This is a genomic window from Nitrosospira briensis (genome assembly GCF_900115125.1).
GTDB lineage: Bacteria > Pseudomonadota > Gammaproteobacteria > Burkholderiales > Nitrosomonadaceae > Nitrosospira > Nitrosospira briensis_A.
Window position 1 is genome coordinate 95,498 of sequence record NZ_FOVJ01000001.1, and the last position, 21,498, is coordinate 116,995.

Genomic DNA, 21,498 nt, shown 5'->3' on the forward strand with positions numbered 1-21,498 from the left:
CGAATATCAAATATGTACTTCTTCGTGGGGTTTCCACGGATTGATTTTCTGGATTTTTATACCCAGTTCTGTTCTCGCCTTATCAAGCTCGTAGGTTTTTTGCAGGTTCAACCACAATTCCGCGCCGGTGCCGAAGAACCGTCCCAACCGTAGAGCTGTATCCGCTGTCAAGTCTCGTTTGCCACGAATAAGCTGCGAGATACGGTTTGCAGGCACGTCGATTTGACGCGCAAGCTCTGTTCGCGTCATACCAATTTCTTCCAATTCATCAGCAAGAAATTCGCCGGGGTGAATAGCTTCTCTCGTCATGTTCTGTTTCCTTTCTCTATATCCACTTAGTGATAATCCACAATTTCCACATCATTCGCACCTTCGTCCCACGTAAAATATACACGCCATTGTTGATTGACGCGAATGCTGCACTGTCCCGCCCTGTCACCGGATAAGTGCTCAAAGCGGTTACTGGGTAAAGCAGCCAGCGCTTCAAGTGTATCGGCAGCATCAAGTATTCTAAGGCGCTTCTCCGCCTGACGTCTAAAGCCGGAAAATGCCGCAACATGCTGGCCTTCAAAAATGCGCTCTGTTTTCCGGCATTTAAAACTCTTTATTATTCTTAACCGTACCGCATATTGACGTGTTACGTCAATCGTCAATATTTGAATGAAGTAGATAAAATAAAGGGATAATGATTACCGGACGCATTGCCTACTAACTGGACCTTGACTATTTTATAGCTATGGACAAACCCGTTCTCACTAAAGAGGAACGTAAGGCGAAACGCGAAGCCCGGCGCCAAAAGCAGCGGGAAAACAACGTGCTTAGGGCGTCCAAAATGCACAAGCTTCGCCTGACCGCAGATGCTACGGCACCGACGAAAAAACAAGCCGCAAAAACGACCACCTACCATATCGGCTGTTCAGGATGGTTTTACTGGCACTGGCGAAATGCCTTTTATCCCGAAGGCCTCGCGACCAAAGACTGGTTCGCCCATTATGCTAAGGCTTTCAAGACGGTTGAGATCAACGCTTCATTCTATTCATGGCCGACAGAGGCAACTGTGAAGACTTGGCTTAAACAGGCTGGCCGCAAAAAATTCGTCTACACCGTCAAGGCATGCGAACTGATTACCCATACGAAGAAGTTCAAAGGGACGAAGGAGCTGGTAAAGGACTTCGGTTACATTGCAACCATCCTCGGCGACCGGATGGGGTGCTTTCTGTATCAGGCTCCTCCCAGCTACCATTATAGCCCCGCAAGGCTCAAGACGATTGTGAGCCAGCTTCAGAATGGTCAGAGAAACGTGATCGAATTCCGCCACGCGAGCTGGTGGAATGAAAAGGTTTATAAGGCCCTGAAAGAGGCCGACCTCATTTTTTGTTCGTGCAGTGCGCCGCGCCTGCCTGACGAACTGGTTAAGACAGCGGACGATATTTACATTCGCTTCCACGGCAAAAAGGCATGGTATCGCCATGATTACACCCAGGACGAACTGAGCGAATGGGCCGAGCGAATTAAGAACGCCAAAGCCAAAACTATATGGATATATTTCAACAACGATTTTGGCGGCAACGCGATTAGCAATGCGAAGGCGTTAGTGTGTCTGCTCAAGATCAAGCCATGAGGTCTAGATCGCGGGATGCCGAGTGTGGAATATCCTTAATAACAGCCGGATTCTACGAACCAAATAGTGGATTGTGACACGACCGGATACTCGTTGAGGTCGGCGGTACGTTGCGCCGACTGCGACACCCCGCTTACCGCATGCTGGACCAAGGGGCGTAGCAAACATTATCCGTATTACTACTGCTTTACCAAACGCTGTGAGAGCTACGGCAAAGCCATCCAGCGCGAGAAGATCGAAGGGGAGTTCGAGAGCCTGCTGCGCACACTCGAACCTTCCGTACCGTTATTCAAAACCGCGACCAAGATGTTCGAGACATGGTGGAATTACCGGCAGGCGCAGATCGCGCAGCGCGGACAGGCGCTTGAGGATGAAATACACAAACTGGATGGCAAAATCGAACAATTGATGGACAGGTTGGTTGAAACAGATAGCGATTCGATGGTCAAGGCGTATGAAACCCGGATCAAAAAATTCGAAAAAACCGACAGGGCCGTTCTGGTCGAAAAATCCGGCCAATCGCTGCGCCCGATGCATTCATTCAATGCGGCGCTTAGAACCAGCATCAACTTTATCGCTAAGCCGCATCAACTCTGGAGTTCCGGACGATTGTGCGACCGCCGAGCCGTGCTCAAACTCGCATTTCCGGGTGGACTTCAATATCATCGGAATACGGGACTTAGAACCACCGATACCCCCTTACCCTTCAAGGTGTTAGGGAGGCTTACAAGCAAGCGATTTCAATTGGCGGTCCACTGAGTCAATTGTGAACCGTTCTCTGTTTAAAAGTTCTCCTCAAATTCCCAGTAACAGGGAAATTTACAGGGAAATTTAGAATACTTTTCACTTATTTGCACCTGAATTATTATCAATTACCTTATACCATGCGCCTTTTATCGATTTAGGCGTTTCATTCCAAAGAAATAACAGGGAATTTATTGATACATTGTAGGGAATTTTTGTTGTTCAACAGGGGGAGTGCATATTTCTTCCAGCTCTTCCTGTTCCCATGTTCACTTCCTTGATTTAATCTTCTGACATATGCTCCATATATGTTGTCCTTGTATATGGAGAATGCCATGAAGAACAAGCGGTGCGCAGCGTGCGATCGGCTTTTTCGGCCGCGTCCTCAGACCCCAAACCAATCCTTCTGTTCGAATACCGAATGTCAACGCGAACGCCGCCGGCAATGGCAGCGGCTCAAACTGCAAGCCGATCCAGATTACCAGGACAACCAGGCTCGGGCACAACGGGCCTGGAACAAACGTAATCCAGATTACTGGCGAGAATACCGCCAATCCCATAGGCAGTACGTAGAACGCAATCGGGCCATGCAGCAGCAACGCAATGCCAAGGCCAGAGTGGGTCAAGTTGCAAAGATGGACGTGTCAGACCCCTTGGCTCGCCCGCCATCGGGGTTTTATCGTCTCAGTTTGATCCCAGATAACGGAATTGCAAAGGTGGACGTCTGGACAGTTGAAATCAGGGTACATGCCTGTAAATGTATGCGTAGCGCCAATATTGCAAAGAGATGACGTAATCGGCAGATTGATCGAAACAAGCTACCGTATCATTTATAAAAGTCTTTCTTATATCAATCACGTAGAAAGCGAATTGCAGCTCTTTCTTTCCTGTTTTACTTAAAAACCGTACGGTTTGCCAAGCTCTGGCAGTCATTCTTCCGTCATGCATTTGAGGTAATTAGGATCCATGCGACAAGGCCAGACAGACCATGTGGGTAAAGAGTCCCCCAATTTGGCACGTGCGGCAGAATACGTTCGGATGTCCACCGATCATCAGCAGTACTCAACAGAGAACCAGTCCGACAGGATCCGTGAGTACGCCGCCCTGCATGGCATCGAGATTGTTCGTACCTACATTGACGCTGGCAAAAGTGGGCTCCGCATCAATGAACGTGCCGCCTTGCAACAGATGATCCAGGACGTAGAAAGCGGCTCAGCGGACTTCACGATTATCCTGGTCTACGACATCAGCCGCTGGGGCCGATTCCAGGATGCCGATGAAAGTGCGTTCTACGAGCATCGGTGCAAGCGCGCAGGTTTTCGGGTGATCTACTGTGCCGAGCAGTTTGAGAATGACGGTTCCCCGATTTCCACCATCGTCAAGGGTGTCAAACGGGCCATGGCTGGCGAATACAGCCGGGAGTTATCCGCCAAGGTATTCGCCGGACAATGCCGATTGATCGAGCTCGGTTATCGTCAGGGCGGGCCTGCGGGTTACGGACTGCGCCGGGTGCTTGTTGACCAGAACGGAGCTATCAAAGTAGAGCTGGCTCGAGGTGAATATAAAAGCCTGCAAACCGACCGCGTTATTCTCAAACCTGGGCCGCACGATGAAATCCAGATCGTTAACCTGCTATATCGCTGGTTTATTGATGACGGATTGACGGAATCCGAGATTGCCGGACGCCTGAACGGTATGGCGATATGCACTGATCTCGGACGTGAATGGACACGGGGCACGGTACATGAAGTACTGACCAACGAGAAGTATATCGGCCACAACGTCTACAACCGGATATCCTTCAAGCTCAAGAAGCTCAGGGTAGAGAATACTCCTGATATGTGGATAAAAAAGGAAGGCGCATTCGAGCCCATCGTGCCGCTCAATATTTTCTACACTGCGCAGGGCATTATTCAGGCTCGGGCGCGCCGTTACACCGATGAGGAATTGATCGCGCGCCTTCGGTCTTTGTACCAGAGCCGAGGATTTCTCTCCGGCCTGATCATCAACGAAACTGACGGCATGCCGTCAACGTCCATATACGCCCATCGTTTTGGCAGCCTGATACGTGCCTATCAGATGGTCGGTTTCACGCCTGACCGCGATTACCGATATCTGGAAATCAACAGATTCCTACGGCGGCTGCACCCGGAGATCGTCCGCCAGACTGAAAACCAGATTAACGGTCTGGGTGGCATTGTCCGACGCGACCCGGCCACCGATCTCCTGGAAATTAATGATGAATTCAGTATTTCCCTGGTGTTGGCGCGATGCAGGATATTGGGGTGCGACCGCCACAATTGGAAGGTACGTTTCGACACCAGCCTAGCGCCAGACATTACCGTGGCGGTGCGCCTAGATCAAACCAATCAGGCAGCACTCGACTATTATCTGTTGCCGCGGTTGGATTTCGGCCGGCCCCGCATCAGCCTGGCAGAGCTCAATCCCGTCGAGTTCGATAGCTATCGCTTTGACAGTCTGGATTATCTGTACGGGATGGCGCAGCGTACAAGGTTGAGGAGGATCGCATGATAGAGAAGACAGGATCAAGAAAGGTACAAATGATCCGAATTGACCAAATCGATGTCCTCAATCCCCGGGAACGCAACAAAGCGGTATTCGATGATATCGTTGGCAACATCAAGGGGATCGGTCTTAAAAAACCGATCACAGTTACTCCGCGTACTGGACCCGATGGGGCTGCGCGCTACCTCTTGGTCTGCGGCGAAGGCCGGATGAAAGCATTTCGCGCATTGGGTGAAAAGACTATTCCAGCACTGGTGGTGGCTGTCAACGATGAAGATGCCCTCATTATGAGCCTAGCTGAGAACATCGCCCGCCGGCAGTGCCGGCCTTTGGAGTTACTTGCTGGCATCGAGCAGCTTCGTGATCGTGGCTATGACAAAAAAACCATTGCCCAGAAGACCGGACTGACTACCGAATACGTCAGAGGTATTCTGACTCTCCTGGAACATGGCGAGGAACGGCTCTTGGTTGCGGTGGAGACAGGGCGGATTCCACTGAATTCAGCGCTGGTTATCGCCGGTGCGGGTGATGACGACAAGGCAATCCAGGCAGCGCTCCAGGATGCATATGAATCGGGCAAATTGCGCGGCAAACAGCTTCTTCACGCTCGGCGTGTCATTGAGCGCAGGCAGACACTGGGCCGATCCGTGGCACGCGCTACGCCTCGCAAGATACAGGATGTCACGACTTCGAGTCTGGTCAGGACCTACCAGAAGGAAGTGGAGCGCCAGAAGCAGATGGTGAAAAAGGCGGAATTTACCCAACAACGCCTGCTGTTCGTTGTGGGTGCCATACGTGAGCTGCTCGTCGATGAGCATTTCACCACACTTCTGCGCGCGGAGGGTTTGGATACGCTACCGAAATATCTTGCCGAGCGGGTGTGGCCCCGAGGACGTGCCGCATGACCAAGGTAGCTATCGGGTTTGACCTTGAGCCATTGACGGTGCCAGTCGATCAGATACTGCCATCACGAAAAATACCTGAAGGTGTGGTGATATCACGCAAATATAAGCAGATTCTATCGTCAATCAAGGAAATTGGGCTGATTGAGCCATTGTCAGTAAGATATGCCGATCCCCGACCCGATCAGTTTATCCTTCTTGATGGCCATATTCGACTTATCGCGCTGCGGGAACTGGAATATACCGAGATAACATGCCTAGTGGCCGGTGATGACGAAAGTTATACCTATAACAATCGGATCAATCGCCTGTCGTCGATCCAGGAGCATTATATGATCCGGCGTGCAATTCAACGTGGAGTAACGGCGGGAAGGTTAGCCAAGGCACTCAACGCAAACCTGCACACCATTCTTCGGAAGATGACGCTGCTGGACCGGATCTGCCCAGAAGCGGTCGAGTTGCTGAAGGACCGTCAGTTCCCAATCGATGTTTCCCGGATACTTCGAAAAATGAAACCGACTCGTCAGGTCGAGTGCGTAGAATTGATGATAGCAGCTAATACCTTTACAGCTGCATATGCTGAAGCGATGCTGGCTGCAACCTCTAAGGAGATGCTGGTCGAAGGAAAGAGATCGGGAAAACTGTCGGGATTGAGCAAGGAACAGATGGCGATGATGGAGCTTGAAATGAGCAATCTTCAGGGTCGGTATAAGATGGTGGAGCAAACCTATAGCCAGGATGTCCTCAATCTGGTGATGACCCAAGGCTATCTGGGCAGGCTATTGAAAAACAGATTGGTAGCGCGTTATCTTGGCGAGAAGCATGCTGAGGTTCTGGCTGAGTTCAAGACTATCGTGCAAACGGCTTCAATCGATCAATTCTCATCCCAGTAGAAGAGTTTGTTGTCCATCATGCGATCAATAAGTTCAGCCGTAAGAATAAGTCTGAGAAACTGCCATATAATGATTTTTTGGCATTGCACATGATTTTACCGATGATAAAATATGTTATCAACGAACGTCATTGGAATGCTCAGTTATTTCACTTAAACGTACTTCGGGAGATAAGTTGGGTTTAAGCTCCGCAGTCTTGATTTGTCCAAAATCATTGACCTCAGAACGCGGAGAGCAAGTGTCTCGTGATGCTCATTGCCTCTGACGCGCTCCATAATGGGCAATAAACCATCAGTTTCTCGTAACGGATCCTCATAGCGCTCAAGGCGAAACAAACAGTCTGCCTGAAATCCCCATGTAGCAAGAGTATCTGGATGTTCGTCGCCTCTAACACGGCGCAGGGTCGTGAGCAAGGGAGGTTTGTCTTGCGAACGATCATTAATTTCTTGCAGCGCCTCGTCAAAGCGTCCAAGATGATTCAAAACACTCGTTCGCAACATTCGCACTGCAAGGGTTTCAGGATGCTCAGGTCCTAAATCGCCATGCATGTTAACCGGTAACTGCCCATCAATTTCCCGTAACGCTTCCTCGGGGCGTTTAAGATGATCCAGAATCCTCGCCCGCTCATATAGGATGCTAAGCGTGTCTGGATGCTCGGGGCCACTGACACGCCGCCTAATGGGTAATAGCCCATCGACCTGCTCCAGCGCGTCCTCGTAGCGCCCAAGATAATACCGGTCCGCAATATGGCTACGGCTTTTTCTTCATTTTCTTCCTTGCGTTCTTCCTCGGCGGACCTAAGCCAGACTGGGTCATACTGTTTGAACTCATCACGCTCCTGCTTTAATGCTGCCAATTCCTCGTTTTTCAGCGCAAGCCGCGCTTCTGCATGTTCTAAGAGAAGCTTATCCCGCTTGAAGCGTCTCTTCATCACAGCATAAACAGCTCCGGCTGCTGTGGCCATAGAACCTATAATCTGCAAAATGTTGGCCAGAGCACCTTGTTCCTCTGCCCATTGCAGGATGGCCGATAAGTCCATACTCGACCTCCTCTAAATAATGTGGATACCTTAAAAATAGACGAGAATTGAGGAACAGGCCAACATGCAGAAAACTCATTGTGCGTCAGCTGGTGTAGGAAGAGGTTCCATCTCACAGGAAAGAGGTGGCCCTCTAGGTGGTACAGGAGCTGGGGATTACAATCAAGCGCGCCTGTGAGTTATTTTCGATTTCGCAGACCTGCTACCGGTACCGGCAACACTCTCGGCTGAGAATACCCGAATTTCGGATTGGCTGTTGCGGCTGACCTGTACGAACCGCACCTGGGGATCCAGATTGTGTTTCTCTGGCTGCGCAAATGTCAAGGGCATGCCCTACAACCATAAACGGGTGAATCGCATCTACCGAGAATTGGAGCTGACTTGCGGGTCAGGCCAAAACGGCGCCTGAAACGGGACAAGCCGCAGGCATTTTTGGCGGTTCCACAACGGGTCAACGAAGTCTGGTCGATAAATTTCATGCACGATGCCTTATCCGATGACGCAGCTTTCGCACTTTCAAAGTGATCGATGACTTCAATCGGGAGGGGTTGGGCATCGAAGTCGATCTGTCGCCTTCAGCCCGCATTATCCGAGTGCTGGAGCCCATCATTGAAGGGTCCGGCTACCCAAAGCGCTACGCCTGGATAACGGCCATGAATTTCAGGTCAAGTTCAATCCAGCCATCCCGCGATACCATTAGCAGCCCAATCAAAATGTTTATGGTAGTCCAGGCCGTCGGCGAACCGCATTCTGTGTTGCGCGACCTGGGAGCGTAGCAATTGAAGCTCCTTCATCGCATGAGAACGTACTTCGCTTTCAATCTCCGTGTTTTCGTGAGTACTCTGAACCAAACTATCATATGCCTTTACTTTTGGAAGAGAACGAAGAAAGGTACGAATCTCATTGCGTACGCACTGTAGTTTATCGTCTATAGAATCTGCATCTGTTGAAAGAAATTTTTTAAGAGACTGATTCCATTCGTTATGTTTCTCGACTCTATACGGAAATTCTTCCTCATATAACTTCATTAATTCTTTTATCAGTATGATGAATTTAGTTGCGGAGTCGCTTGGCGACGGCATATGAGGAAAAGCTTTATAGTCGACTTTATTCCCATTCTCAATAATGGCATGAATGATGCTGAATTGTTTTATTCGCTGTTTTTCGATCCATGTTTCCACTTCTTCGCCAAGATAGCTGGATATGATTCGTGAGTAGCCATCTTGTTTACTCGTAAGAAGATGCGAGGTGATCGCGACTCGGGCATTACCGCTGGAAAGTATTTCAGTCCTTGCAATTTGAGGAAACGCGCCCGATCCAGCCCGCTCAATGCCATGTTGTAACAGTGCGTTCACCAAGTCGACATTCATGGTTAAAACGGTAATTGCGGCTTCGTTATCGTATATGGGGTATAGAAATGTGTCTCGAATATCCCGCAAGCATAATTTTTTCGGTAATTGCCAGTCACAGCGAAAAATACCCGAATGGACAATCGCAACATCTGCTGCTCCTTCTAGTTTCACGCACTCAGCTACGAATACACCAAAGTCCGTAGGCATTGATCGGAGATACTCTTCTCTCCCTTCTAGCTCATATTCAGCTTTTCCAGATAAATCACATATCTCTTGTTCCTCGGACTTGTCCTTTAGGCCCAACTGGACTGACGCTACCGCCTTCTGGACAATTTTAATATCTTTGACCGCAGCTGGCTGATGATCGTCTATCCGAAGGACCCAAAATAGTGCATCGGATGTAAACGGTATACCATGAAGCTTGTATGCCAAAGCATCTTTTGGTAGATCGTCCTCGTCGGAAAAATATGAGTAATTTAAAGTCGGCGATGTATATTCAGAGTTTTTATATTGACGTACCTTATAAAGAGGGTCGTCGGATGTCAGCCACGCTCTAAATATGACTTTGTCACACTCATGCAATCCTTTGAGTACAGCTTCAACGTCACTAGGATAAGAAGGTTCATGTTCATGTGTCCGTTTGAAGTTACGGTAGTTCTGTCCCAGTTCGTTCAATGCCCTATCACCTCCAGCTAACAGAAGTCCTACCCGGACTGTCTGAAGGTTTGCCATATTCTTCATCAACACTGGATAAGTGTCATTCTCACACCAGTGTATATCATGATCATGACCTCCCAATACATATGTACGAGGGCTGTCAGACAGTACCTCTCTGAGTTCTCTATCGTCACTTCGATCTGCATGTGTAAGGACAATATGAAATGGGGCTTTGTCCTTCGTTCTGCTAACGAAGTCCGAGAGTTCGGCCTTTGGCTCCGTAAATTGTGACTTCACTTTAAAACCCTCAAAAACGCTCCTAGAGACGACTCCGGTCAGAGCAACGAGGGGATCGGTAGTTGATGGCCATATAGCTAGCTTCTGCAACTTTATCTTCTTCGGAAGACTCGATAAATCTACATTAGAGAGCAACACCTTAAACTTTGCCTTTTTCAGATGATCTGCCAGTTTGTCCGGGCCGTAATCAAATTCGTGGTTACCGAGAACACAATAGTTCACGCCCAAATTGTTCAAGAGTTTGATCATGGCTTGCCGCCCCTCTTTAGTCGTTCCTGTGCGTGAGGGCCCGAGGAAGTCTCCGCTGTGTACGACCAAGATACGATCGTCTCTTCCCATTATCTTCTTGGTATGCTCTCTTAGTTTCTTCACAGTCGCGATTACGCGCGGAAAGCCTGGAAAACCCTGACCTTTGCGTTCGTCTAATAGATAGGTATCATTCACATGAACAACCACAGCTATAAGCCGACCGCGAAAATCTTCAATTCTTTTTAAAATAGCGTCGAACTTACTTTCACTATGCATTGCATCCCCCGTGTTATGAAGGCATATCCGTCGTGGATGATGATGAGTCGCCATCTGCCCTAAATATAGTCCATCGGATATAAATTACTATGAATCGTGATGCTTACGTTTAGGACAAGCTTACGCACGGACAACGGGCTTTGCGAGTCATTCAATGGTCGGCTCCGCGACGAATGTCTGAATACTCACGAATTCGAATCCCTGGAGCAGGCAAAGCACATCATCGAAGCGTGGCGACGTGACTATAATGATCACAGACCCCACGGTTCGCTTGGAAAGCTGACCCCAAGCGAATACGTTAAATCCAACCAGGTCAGCTTGCCAGAAGCGGCCAAATTCTAGTTTTGAATCCCAGCAGAATTGGGGGGACATCAAGAGCTGTGTTGTAATAATTGTTCATTGAGCCATATTTTGGAAGGCTTGTTAGATAAACCGGCTCCATAAAGCCTTCATTTTTATTCGCCATGAATGCGATGTTATGCGGTGCCGGACACAACTTGCGCAAGATCCTGCGCCGGCTGGCGCTTTTGTACGTCCAATTTCTGGAATGCTTCGGACAAAAACAAAGCGCAAATGGGCATCAATTACTGAGAGCTGTCTATTAAAAACAGGTTTTTCAGGGACGACTATTTTAGGGTGTACTTTCAGGTACGGAGCGTATTGAGATTAGGTTTAGCCCCCAAACCACTACAACTCTAGAGCTACACATCTAGCAATTCTTACTGAAAGACGATCTCGCCTTCCCGTTCAGCTTGCAAATCAACAGCGTGGGCATGGATCCATTTCTTTCTCGCCCTCCTTGCCCAGCTTGCATTCGCGCGGCGGTGCTGCTGAGTAATCACAGAGCAAGAATGCCCTTACAACTAAGCCAATGTCACATGGAAAGATTAGCGTTCCGAGATCGCGAGTTTCATCAGCGCAAAGAGGATCTAACTGAATGTCGAGAATTCCGTGATAAAAACACGGCCAATCTGCGGAAGCGATACAATAAATATCTTCCATATCACATTCATCCCATTTGCCTTTCAGGTATTGGCGGCCATTATTAAGCACAAATTTAACGACATGATGAACACTTGGAGCCGCCTCCGCCGCTTCGATCAATAATCCGATCCGGTGGATGGAAACGTCGCGGTGACCCGGAAGAAACGGGAACATGTTCTGGCTCAATTTGACGCGCAGATGTTTATGCGACTCTCCATTTTCTGAAAATAGAGACCAGGCTTCAGGCAGTTCACGCTTCAAATCGAACAAACGTACGCCCGCACCGGGTAAATACTTTTGCGCCACCTCATTCGCCGCTTGCCGCAAAAGATCTCCTCCCTCACGAGTTGTATAGCTCAGATGCATGACCATGTCGCTCATGGTATCGAGGTCGAAGTAATTATTCTCAGGAGGCAACTCGATGCGCCAGCGGCTGACGGCGCCGGCAAATTCGAATGGCAGATAACGCTCATCCCGGAAATTCAGTTCGAATAGTCCACCGTCGCGTTGTCCAGTCGATGTAGCGATTGCTTCGGTAGCCGCATATTGCTTCGCGATGCGCGGATCATCAGGCAGCGCTTCATAGCCGTTGCCCATCTTGCCTTTCGGGCAGCATCCGCTTGGTGGAACATTCAGCCGAGGATCAACTCGTGTCGAACTGCTAAGTAGTGTCAACCGACAATGAATGCCGGTGTAAGGTCCGACGACACAGGGGATGGTCAAGGTCACGTTCTTTATTCGACGCATGTAATGACCAGGATAATCGAGATCGAACATCCACTCTGGAATGTCTATTTCGCAATAACCGGTCAACTTGAGTTGTAAGAAGGCCTCCGGCATATGCAAGCGCAATGAAATGTTCTTCATTAACTCGTATTCCCGGCAGTTTTCGTCATAATAGGCCTTTTCCATCTGCCGGATGGCGAGTTGCAATCGTTCGCCTGCAAGCAAACCTTCGTGCAGGTTATCCCAGAGTTCGGAAGGGATAAAACTACGCGCCGAGTGGCCACGTTCATAGTTGAAAGCCCGTTGGGCCTGCCGAGCCGTGTGCCATGCAAGCTCGTACATCTGGTAATACAACGATGCGGTTTCCCGCTGCATCCACAAGTAGAGCGAATGGCTGGTAAACTTGTCACGTAAAAAGTCGTGGACCTCGGCGGCATTCTCAATCTGGCGTTGATGATTATTCAACTCACGTAGGGCCATATCTCGCCGCCGCTCAGCCGCCAGAATCTGCCGCTCGATTTGCTCGATTTCGACGGTGAGTACATCCACCTGATGTTGCCATTCATCCTCGCGGCGATCCCAGCCTGCCTTGGTTAGCCCTAACGATGCCGACGTGCTGATGATTTCAGCCACTGCATTCGCTATGGTTCCGGTTGCCGAAAAAATATGGCTCAATTTTTCGCCCGGCGGCAGTTTGACAAAATTGCAGGGAAATCCAACGTGTGGGTCAGGGATCAAGTTCATGAACTGACCGATTGCAACGGCAACGTTGCCAGCGGTCCGCACTGTCGATGAAGAGATAGTCAGGGGTTCGTATTGCACTTCTCCGCTAATCAAGCTGTTGGCTATCAAGGTCTTGTAATAGTGCAAACGCGTTTGCGCACCCTCCTTCGATTTTTTCGATGCGTCTACCTGCAAGGCCGCGTCGCGCCATTGGAGCTGGCGTATGTCCAAGGCCAAATTCAACAGCTGCCGTTCGTGCATGGCGCGTATCATCGACAGGTATTCTGCATCGCCTTTTTCATAGGCAGCCAGCAACGCGCTGCCGAGTGCACGCACCTCGCCTGCCAGTTCCTGTGCCTTTTGTATCAACACGAGGAAGCGATAGCAACTTTGCGGCAGACAAGAATCGGCTTGGTCAGCACAAGTTTCCTCAGTACTCTTCCAACAATCCCGGAGATTGCTATTTCCGAAATACGGCATATCCAGATTTGGTTGTCCATTCTTAAGCCGCTTGGCATTGAGACACGCATGAATCAGGCTCAGGCGGTCATCCACAGCCGTATACAAACAAAGCAATCGCGGATTGATAGCTGCGCAATCAGACTCAAATTCTGACACGGTCGATGGTTCCGGGCCATCATCCTTGGATAACACTGTCTCTGGCGTTGAGCCTAGTATCCGGGCGGCAGTATCAAAAATAACACGGGCTTTTTGAAATGCTTCGGGCGTATTTTTCCGCATCAGCACGTCGCCCCATTGCAACAGCGTTTCCAAATACTGCATCAGTATGGCTCGTTCCCTTACCTCGGTGTCAGAGACCGGGTCGCTGGCACAACAGCATATTTTCCTCCCGCGTACCGGTACGGTTGCGCCGCCAGGAATAAAGGAAGACGGGGGAATGTTATCTTGCCGGCACTCGATCCAGGTATTGTCTTGCAACAGCGGGCTATAGCTCATTTCGTACCACTTCAACGCCGCTTCGAAACGGCAATGCGCTCGTAGGTGGTCAGCTACCATAATCACCGGACTGAACATTGACAGGGGCAATAAGGGTGCGCCGGGGTCAAACCAGGCAAAGAAGGGGAAGGCGGTTAATCCGCCGATCAGGCCTGGGGTGTTCGGAGGGGCAATCGTTGGCAACACAATGGCTGCATCTTCCGCTAGGTCATAGCGGAAGCCTGGCGGCGGGGCAGGCGGAAAGCCAGTTGGCGTCACGCCATTTATCACCTCGAAATTAAGCGAATCTCCGCGCCGTCCATGGAAGAGTAGTTGAGCGTCCCCATCTATTCTTACTCCTTCATAGGACCGGCGGGAGTGCTGAAATTCGCCGTTGTGTACTCGGCACCAGTGCAGATGCACCATTCGTTCCGATTCCCAATGCAGCAAGCCCGGCAGCTTTTCTGGGCGGTGCCAGTCTGTTTGTGGATCGTCAGCTGTTGCGCCCCATTCGGGGATTTGTTCCTGAGCGTCGTAGCGATGAGCACTCTCGAGCCAAAAATAATACTCATCCACCTGCGCTGGATGCAATTTGCCACAGATCTCGCAGCATCCGGAAACTTCCGATGGCGTGCACTTCGGCTCAAAGGTTGTCGTGGCCGGTGGTATGCCCCCGGCGGCCACCCGTATGAACTTCGTGCCCAAGCGAATGGCAGCCTGTAGCCACATTGGCAGGCTACGAAAATTGGCGTCTTGCCGGTCGATGGCAGCCTGCTGAAACAAGGTGGGACCGTTCTCACCCGGCCGACTCACGGGCACATTTACAGGTTCCTCAATGGGAGGCGGATTTTTGGCCGGCCTTCCCAGTGGCGCCAGCCATGTGGGCCGTGCATGCCGATCCGGTGTCCCCATCAGCCCCAGCCCCTCCGGCACAGGATCGAGTATTTGCATGATCGCTGGTTCCCGGTGTTGAAGAAGCGTTAAACCGGGATGAGCCGGTGGACGTGGACCGTTCCAATAAGCCAGACCACCAGGAACAGGCAACGTCAATGCAGTTCTCCGCAACTCGGAGTCCAGAAACTGGAAAGCCTCCGTATGCTGTGCTTTCTTCAATTCATCCCATTCAATCCAGTTTTCCCGATATATAAGTCGACGCTTACAAGCTTCCCACACACGATAACTCGCAAAGTGTCGATCCCAGACGAGGATAAAATTCGAAGGAATAACGAGACGTTCGCCATCAACCATTTCGAGCCCCAACCGCGCTCGCTGAACAAACAATTGGATTGCGCTAATGGCCTCTTCAATACGGCTTGCTTTCTGGCAGAGCCCTGCTTCCACATCCATCAACAGGAGATCGGTGAGATGTTTGACTTGGGTAGCAAATCCTCCCCAAGGGATTGGAACGCGGTTCAGATGGGTGAGGTATGCCACGAGCGCCTGTCGTCCTCGCTCGCGTAAGCAGTCGTTCAAGAGCTTGATTTCTTTGTAGCGGCGTGGCTCGCCATTTTCTATACAGCCATCGCGATAGAATTGAGTCAGATTAGCATTGCCCACCAGGACGGGTCCGTCGGATACCCAAAGGAATACTTTAGCGGCAGTTATATCCCTTGGGTAAAAATTATGCAGCAGCAAACGAACCCATTTCTCGGATTGCCAAACCCGAACGGCCCAACGATCATCCTCCAAGTCGGCGCTCGTCACATCGTATGAAAGGTCGGCTTGCGTGGCGTCGAAGTATGGGAGAACCAAAGTATGGTGACGGATATCGATTCCCAGATGTCGTAGCAGATGAGCAGGGTTGTCCTCGTGAGTCTCCGCTGCTTCGTGGAAGAGCAACCACGCCGGGTGCTCCGGCGAACACTGGCTTTCCTTGCGCATCACGGTGTAATCGAATAGCCGCTCCCACCAGTCGAACATTGCCTGCTGGCGCTGGGGCGACGGGTCGACCCGCTGATCTTGCGTCGCTGGCGGCGATTCATAATTGTCCAGCACCGGCAGGAAATTCGGATCGAAATTGGCCTTGTGCGTAACAAAGCCACCCCCGCTTCGATAGTAGGCTTGTCCAGAAAAATTGACAGGATGCGAGAGAATGTAATCAAGTTCCGACTGCCCGTCATCCGCAACTCCTCTGGCCGAAAGACCGAGTCGATTGACAAGGAGCAAGATTTTGAACGTCCGTTGATAGGTCCGCCGGATATCACGTACGGTGCTGGTGAAATGTACGGTGAGAAAATCGTTGGCAGCACCACTTAATTCCAGCCCGGTAAGCAATGTATCGTTCTTTTGATCCTGGAACAATTTGTCATAAGGAACGACCGCCCAGTCTTCGCCAGAGTCCGGCCCCTTGTATTTCAATTGGAAGCCGGTCGTGTGTGGGCAGATGTCCTCCGGCCCCTCGAAGACCAGGGGTTTTCGCTCCAGTTCGATCAACAGGTCGTAAAAGCCCTTCTTCAGGGGAATCGGTTTGGAGCAATGACCTGGTGCTTCTTCGTTTAGCCAATCATGTGCAAGTAACACCCATGTCCTCTGGCCACGCCTCAGTATGACTCGCCAGCGATGCGATTCCGAGATATGCTCAAAATCGGGCAATTGACATGGTGGAGTGGGTGCGCCTGCGCCAAATCCATAAGAACCAGCACATTCGATCAACAATAGCCCTTGCCAACGCAGCAGGAACGGCTCGGCACCGCCGATCATGGAGCCGTCGGTGTTGGCGATGGCAAATCCGTTACGTATGGCGGCAACCTTCAATTGCTGAGGAGCCAGCGAAAAGCCCATCGAAGGTAGAATGGTTGGGATGGGAGCATTGGAGGCGTTTTCTTCAGGCCCGAACGCTTCCAGGCCACCCCGTACTTCACGCCAACGCAATGCTTTCCCCGCATCGAAGTACTCCGCCAGCATTCCGGTTCCTCTCAAACCCAAAAGTGCGGCATATGCGCCACCATTGGGTTGCGGTTGCCAGGTCAGGTTGGGAGGCGATAGGCCGTTGTCGTTTTCCCATGGCGTAATGGCTCGGTTCTCGTTAGCCCACAGGTTTTTTAACAACAATTTCGCCAGCGCCACACCTTCAGGATTCTCTGAGCTTGTGACATGATCGACATGAGCCGCCAAATGTTCGGCAATGATTTGGGAGCGCTGGTAGAACCGTGCAAATTCCGTCTGGAACCAGGCCCAGCGTTTGGCCTCGTCGGGTTCCTGGATCATGCATTCTTCCGCCTCACCAAAATTCGCAAAAATGAATGCGAAACGAGCCAGATCGACTCGCGGAAGAAAGTACAAGTCGCGCACGGCAGCCTGTTCGAGCGGGGTCAATTGCCGGATGCGGCCGAGCTTGGCCAGCACTGCCTCGTCCGTAAGCGAAACTTGTGTCCACAATTCGTTCGCGGTCGCGTCGTACTGAAACGGTCCATTCGGAGGGGTGTTCCATAAGGGTACTGAAGTTATAGCAAGCGGAACCCGGTATTGACGTTCTGACACGCTGATAACCATCCCGCTGCCAGCCAGAATTCCGGGAAAGAAATGTTGCCCGAGCGCAAGCCAGGAGTTACTTCCAGACAAAGATGCTAGACCGAATTCTTCCCAGAGCACCGACTCCATGCGTGTCCAGGTCCACTGCGTCGCGTTTTCCGGACAAACTTCGACTGCCATAAGTTTCTTCCGGAGCATATACAGATTCAAATCTTCGTCATCCGGCAGCCCGAAGGGAGATTCTCTCGTCTCATTGTCGGTTTGTAACGGGAACGGATCATCACCCCGTAAGTGCGCTTCCGTTGTAAAGAGGAAAAGCAGTTCGCCCACTCTGAATCCAGAGGCGTAGATTTTCGCAAGTATCTCCGCGAAGCGTAGCGTGTGTGTAGGATGAGCATGCCAGGTGTCAGCCGGATTGCCCGGATCGAAACCGGCCAGCGCGGAAAGCTGATCCAGATTATTTTCCAACAATTTGATGAATTCAGGTTCCCGCAAACAGCAATGGTGCACATTAACGGCATATTGCTGAATCTGGTAGAGCAGATGCTCTATCGCCCAGTTGCGCTTGGAAGCGCCAGGGGTCCAAAATGCCAGCAGGTGCAAACGCTCTGCCCCCGTGACATTGGCGACCAGGGGAGTGCCGTCCGTAAGCGATAATTGGAAATTGTCGCGAAACATCTGGAACGCGGCCAGCTGACGGATGAAATCGGGGTTGATATTTGTCCCGATGAACAATCGCAGCACGACGCAGATGTCGCATAATTCTGCGAACGTGTAATGCGCATTTCCCACGTCCTGCAATTTGCGCCAAAGGCGGATGAAGATCATAAGCTGCTTGAGTGCCTCCGCCGGATCGGCGGGATCGATAAACTCGATTCGGTACTTGTCCAGGCAACAAGGCTCACAATCCGGAAATTCTCTTTCTGGCTCGCTGGGTGTTCTCCATTGTAGCCTGAATTTCACGAATTCCGATTTCCATAATTCGAGAAACTCACAATACGTCAGACAAGTACGTCCCAGAAACTCATCAAGTTGTAGTACCACTTCCGTCCAATGTTTGCCCTCTTGCGCTTCAAGATTTTCCGATTCGAAACCATACATCCTATACAGTGGAATGAAAACATTCTCTGCCTCGCGCCTGCCGCGGCCCCTGCGCCTGGGAGGAGTCCCAGCCGTCACGATATCGTTTTGAAACAGGGTGGCGTACTCTTCGGATGTAATGCAGAGATATTCAATTGCTGTTTCGATTCGCACAGGATAACGCCAGAGATGTCTCTGGAATTCCGCGGTTTCCTGGGCCGGGTCCAGTACAAATTCGGTAATGTCTTTTCTGAAGCGGCGCATGGCGGCATAACGGCGAGTGCCGAGCTGCCGCAGATAGGTGCGTGAAATATCCAGGGGCTGGGAATAGGGCAGTATGCAGGAAGAGAAATCAGCTTTCAGCTTGTCGTATGCAGTTTGCGCTTTGGTTGGCACGGCAGGTGTGGAATGTTCAGGCAAAGCCTCGAACAATGTCACAGGATCATGGAGGAAGGCACTAGGGTCCGGATCGGTATTCGGACTGAGTTGATGACCGCCCACTTGATCGCTTGCCGTATCAAAAACAGCACCAAAGGCGTCGCCGCTAGCGGCCATGTGCTCCAGCGATTCGTTGACTAGGTCAATCAAGGGCAGAGGCACTTCCAGGTTGGCTTTTGTCGTCAACAAGTTCCCCAACGGTCCGCGTCGTGTTGCAAGCAGGCCGTCTAAATATAATGTTGCTTCAGAGGGTAACGGTGTCTCGCACGTGGACTCTGTCGCCACACGGAGTAGATCATGCAGATAAGCAACCGGCCCCAGTGGCGATAAATGTGCAGGGGGGATGCAGTTGACCAGAGCACCCTCGAGGTTAACGGGTTTGAAATTGTCAGGGTTAGGGGTGGGCGGCGGTTCGGCTACGCCGGCATTTTCCCAGATCGTATCTGCGTGATCATACGCAACAGAACCGGTGAGAGCCTCCTGGAACTCCGTTTTCGAAAATTGTGCGACGATGCCGGTACTTGTCAAGCCTCTGGCCCACAGTGCCTCAATCACAGAAAACTGCAGGTCTTCCGGCGTGATACCCTCTGTCAGGTTGATGAGACCCTGGATACAAAATAACCATTCGGTGAATTGTTCCTGAGCGTCCGGATCATCGGGAAAAACCGTTTCAAGTGCGGCAGCCAATTCATCGGAATCCCAACCGCTGAACAAAAAGCCCGGATAAGCGGCCAACAATGCGTCTACCACATTATTGCGGCGGTCCAATAGCGGCGCTTCCCCGACCTCTGGCGCCGCCGGTGGTTCAAAAACATTAGGCACATCAAAAAATTTGCGGAGGTGGCGGATGAAGGCCTGCGTTCTTTCTTCCGTCGTGCCGGGCTTCGTGAATTCCGGGAGTAGTTCTGGATTCGGGTGCAGTAACGATTCCCAGTCGCCGTTGGTCTTGTCAGCAAGCTCGCTCGCGTTGTCGACGCCGAAAGCGGCCGCTTTGATTGCGTCTACTAAAGGATTGTGTGCCTTTGTGACCGCGCACAGTATCAAATCCAGATGTCCTGCGATATCAGCAGCTGTCAGGGAACCCCAGAATATATTGATATCTGCTTCAATACGGCTCAGCCAGTTACTTATGAGGCCATGAATTTCGGTCGCTGGCATGACTTCGCATTCCGGGGTTCCCGATTCACCTACCACGCCTAGCGCCCGTAATCGCCGGGCGGCCTGGAAGCGGTTGATTCCTGCCGGCTCAGCCATTACATTGTCTTCGATGGCCGCTTCGATGTTGATTATAATCTGTGGCTCGGCATCCAGTTGCACCATCTTGTAACGTTGCTCTCGCGCCACTTGCGGCGGCAGAATAGCGGTAAGTGCATAGAAATACTCGGCAGGCACTTCAAACACCGGGGCCATCGCCGCAGCCCCGGGTCCTTTCAAGATTACCTTTGCTTGCCCGCTTGGTGGGATTGGTATTACCGGAAAGTGAAAACCTACTCGCGAGGCTGTCCTGCTTTCTTCCTCACACCAAATAGCGGCGGACAGCGAGTAAATAAAATTGGCCAACCGCTCGGCTTCGCTATTGTGCGTGGTGTAATAGGTGAGCAATTCACCTTCGAATATACGTCGGTCGCGTTCTTCATCACTGTCCACCGTTTGCGGACCGGTGTAAATCTCTTCGAACGAACGCTTGGGAACAGGCAGAGGATAGGCGATGCGATCCCATACGATCTCATAGGCAATGTGACGGCTACTCGCTCGCGTGAGGTCCGCTATGCTGGATATATCACCGGGTTCCGCGTTCAGTACATTCTCTACAGCCGCGCGAAGATCAGTAAAGTTGGGCGCGGTGCCATCTTCGGGAACAACCACCGTGGTGCCGAGTTGCTGCCCGGGCGACGGTAATGCCAGGTGCAGGCTGATGGGTTGCAGCGCCAGAAAGTCGTTTGGATCAGCCGGTATTGGAGCGGGCGCTACCGGCACATTGTAGTAGATTTGTTTATGAACAATCTCGTTGCTCCCACGCCTGATGATCAGGCGGATATCAGCAGCGCTGTACTCGCCTCCGGCTGGCGGGTCAGGAATTTCGATGACGGCGGTGGCAACTGCAAATAAATATCGTTGGGAAATTGGCGGTGGCAGTGGCGGTGGCGGTATAGTAACGACACTGAAATGTTGCGTAATCCGATTGTCAGGATCCTGAATGGGGGTGGGATCAGGTGATGGGGAAGGAGGTAAAATTGGCGCGATATGGGTAGCCGTTCCGAATGCTGGTCCGCTACCCGTTGAATCAGCAAATGACACTTCGTGAGCATCAATCGATAGCCCGTCCAGATATCCGGTAAAATCTTCTGCGGTGATCGGCTCTACCGGATGCAGTCGAATAATAAGTAGGGATGGCATCGGTTTCTCCTTCAGCAAGCGATGCTTGCTCTCAGTCAAATTTAAAATGTTCTACATGGTGGTCTAGGTTTCAGGTTAATCCCGATTTAGGTACATCTTTTCGGCATTTCAGCAATACGTAAATTCTTACTCTAGCGTGTCTCCATTTTCATTCAACGGGCCTCAGGTAGGCTTCACCTTACGCTGG

General features: G+C 51.0%; 9 protein-coding genes and 4 pseudogenes. 7 read left to right on the forward strand and 6 right to left on the reverse strand.

All coding sequences use genetic code 11. The features are described from left to right. Positions 1-6: 6 nt before the first annotated feature. Positions 7-315 (reverse strand): annotated as a pseudogene (locus tag BMZ14_RS00455) (HigA family addiction module antitoxin); the annotation flags it as partial. Positions 316-335: 20 nt separating this feature from the next. Beyond that, positions 336-653 (reverse strand): type II toxin-antitoxin system RelE/ParE family toxin, encoded by a 318-nt coding sequence (locus BMZ14_RS00460; protein ID WP_305728838.1) that lies wholly within the window; start codon positions 651-653, stop codon positions 336-338. An 83-nt stretch (positions 654-736) separates the two neighbouring features. Here BMZ14_RS00460 and BMZ14_RS00465 point away from each other — a divergent pair, with 83 nt between their 5' ends. The 5 genes from BMZ14_RS00465 to BMZ14_RS00490 all read left to right on the forward strand — a co-directional run bounded on the left by BMZ14_RS00465 (position 737) and on the right by BMZ14_RS00490 (position 6,686). Continuing rightward, positions 737-1,621 (forward strand): DUF72 domain-containing protein, encoded by an 885-nt coding sequence (locus BMZ14_RS00465; RefSeq protein ID WP_074793543.1) that lies wholly within the window; start codon positions 737-739, stop codon positions 1,619-1,621. A 66-nt stretch (positions 1,622-1,687) separates the two neighbouring features. Further along, a complete protein-coding gene (locus tag BMZ14_RS00470) occupies positions 1,688-2,380 on the forward strand; it encodes a recombinase zinc ribbon domain-containing protein (protein ID WP_143071846.1) in 693 nt (230 codons plus the stop codon). A 951-nt stretch (positions 2,381-3,331) separates the two neighbouring features. After that, complete coding sequence (locus BMZ14_RS00480; RefSeq protein WP_074793549.1) at positions 3,332-4,897, forward strand: recombinase family protein; 1,566 nt, start codon at positions 3,332-3,334, stop codon at positions 4,895-4,897. Next, positions 4,894-5,796 carry a plasmid partitioning protein RepB C-terminal domain-containing protein gene (locus BMZ14_RS00485; protein ID WP_074793551.1) on the forward strand — a complete coding sequence of 301 codons (903 nt, stop codon included), beginning with the start codon at positions 4,894-4,896 and terminating at the stop codon, positions 5,794-5,796. Before BMZ14_RS00480 ends, BMZ14_RS00485 begins: the two co-directional genes overlap by 4 nt. After that, positions 5,793-6,686, forward strand: a complete 894-nt coding sequence (locus BMZ14_RS00490; protein WP_074793553.1) for a plasmid partitioning protein RepB C-terminal domain-containing protein — start codon at positions 5,793-5,795, stop codon at positions 6,684-6,686. The genes BMZ14_RS00485 and BMZ14_RS00490 overlap by 4 nt, the downstream gene beginning before the upstream one ends. A gap of 152 nt (positions 6,687-6,838) precedes the next feature. Here BMZ14_RS00490 and BMZ14_RS00495 read toward each other — a convergent pair whose 3' ends face one another. Together BMZ14_RS00495 and BMZ14_RS15565 are read right to left on the reverse strand one after the other, a co-directional pair. Continuing rightward, positions 6,839-7,234, reverse strand: coding sequence for a tetratricopeptide repeat protein (locus BMZ14_RS00495; protein ID WP_074793555.1), 396 nt, complete (start codon positions 7,232-7,234; stop codon positions 6,839-6,841). A gap of 84 nt (positions 7,235-7,318) precedes the next feature. Next, a pseudogene (locus BMZ14_RS15565) lies at positions 7,319-7,432 on the reverse strand (tetratricopeptide repeat protein); the annotation flags it as partial. 454 nt (positions 7,433-7,886) lie between these two features. Here BMZ14_RS15565 and BMZ14_RS15320 point away from each other — a divergent pair. Next, a pseudogene (locus tag BMZ14_RS15320) lies at positions 7,887-8,386 on the forward strand (IS3 family transposase); the annotation flags it as partial. Positions 8,387-8,396: 10 nt separating this feature from the next. Here the strand turns inward: BMZ14_RS15320 and BMZ14_RS00510 are convergent. Further along, on the reverse strand, positions 8,397-10,556 hold the full coding sequence (locus BMZ14_RS00510) for a metallophosphoesterase (RefSeq protein WP_074793557.1): 2,160 nt from the start codon (positions 10,554-10,556) through the stop codon (positions 8,397-8,399). Between the two features lie 126 nt (positions 10,557-10,682). Between BMZ14_RS00510 and BMZ14_RS00515 the strand changes: the two are divergent. After that, positions 10,683-10,898 (forward strand): annotated as a pseudogene (locus BMZ14_RS00515) (integrase core domain-containing protein); the annotation flags it as partial. A 417-nt stretch (positions 10,899-11,315) separates the two neighbouring features. On the opposite strand, the gene BMZ14_RS00520 reads toward BMZ14_RS00515, so the two are convergent. Then, positions 11,316-21,311: a Tc toxin subunit A-related protein gene (locus tag BMZ14_RS00520; RefSeq protein WP_074793559.1), complete on the reverse strand. Its 9,996-nt coding sequence runs from the start codon at positions 21,309-21,311 to the stop codon at positions 11,316-11,318. Positions 21,312-21,498: the final 187 nt, after the last annotated feature.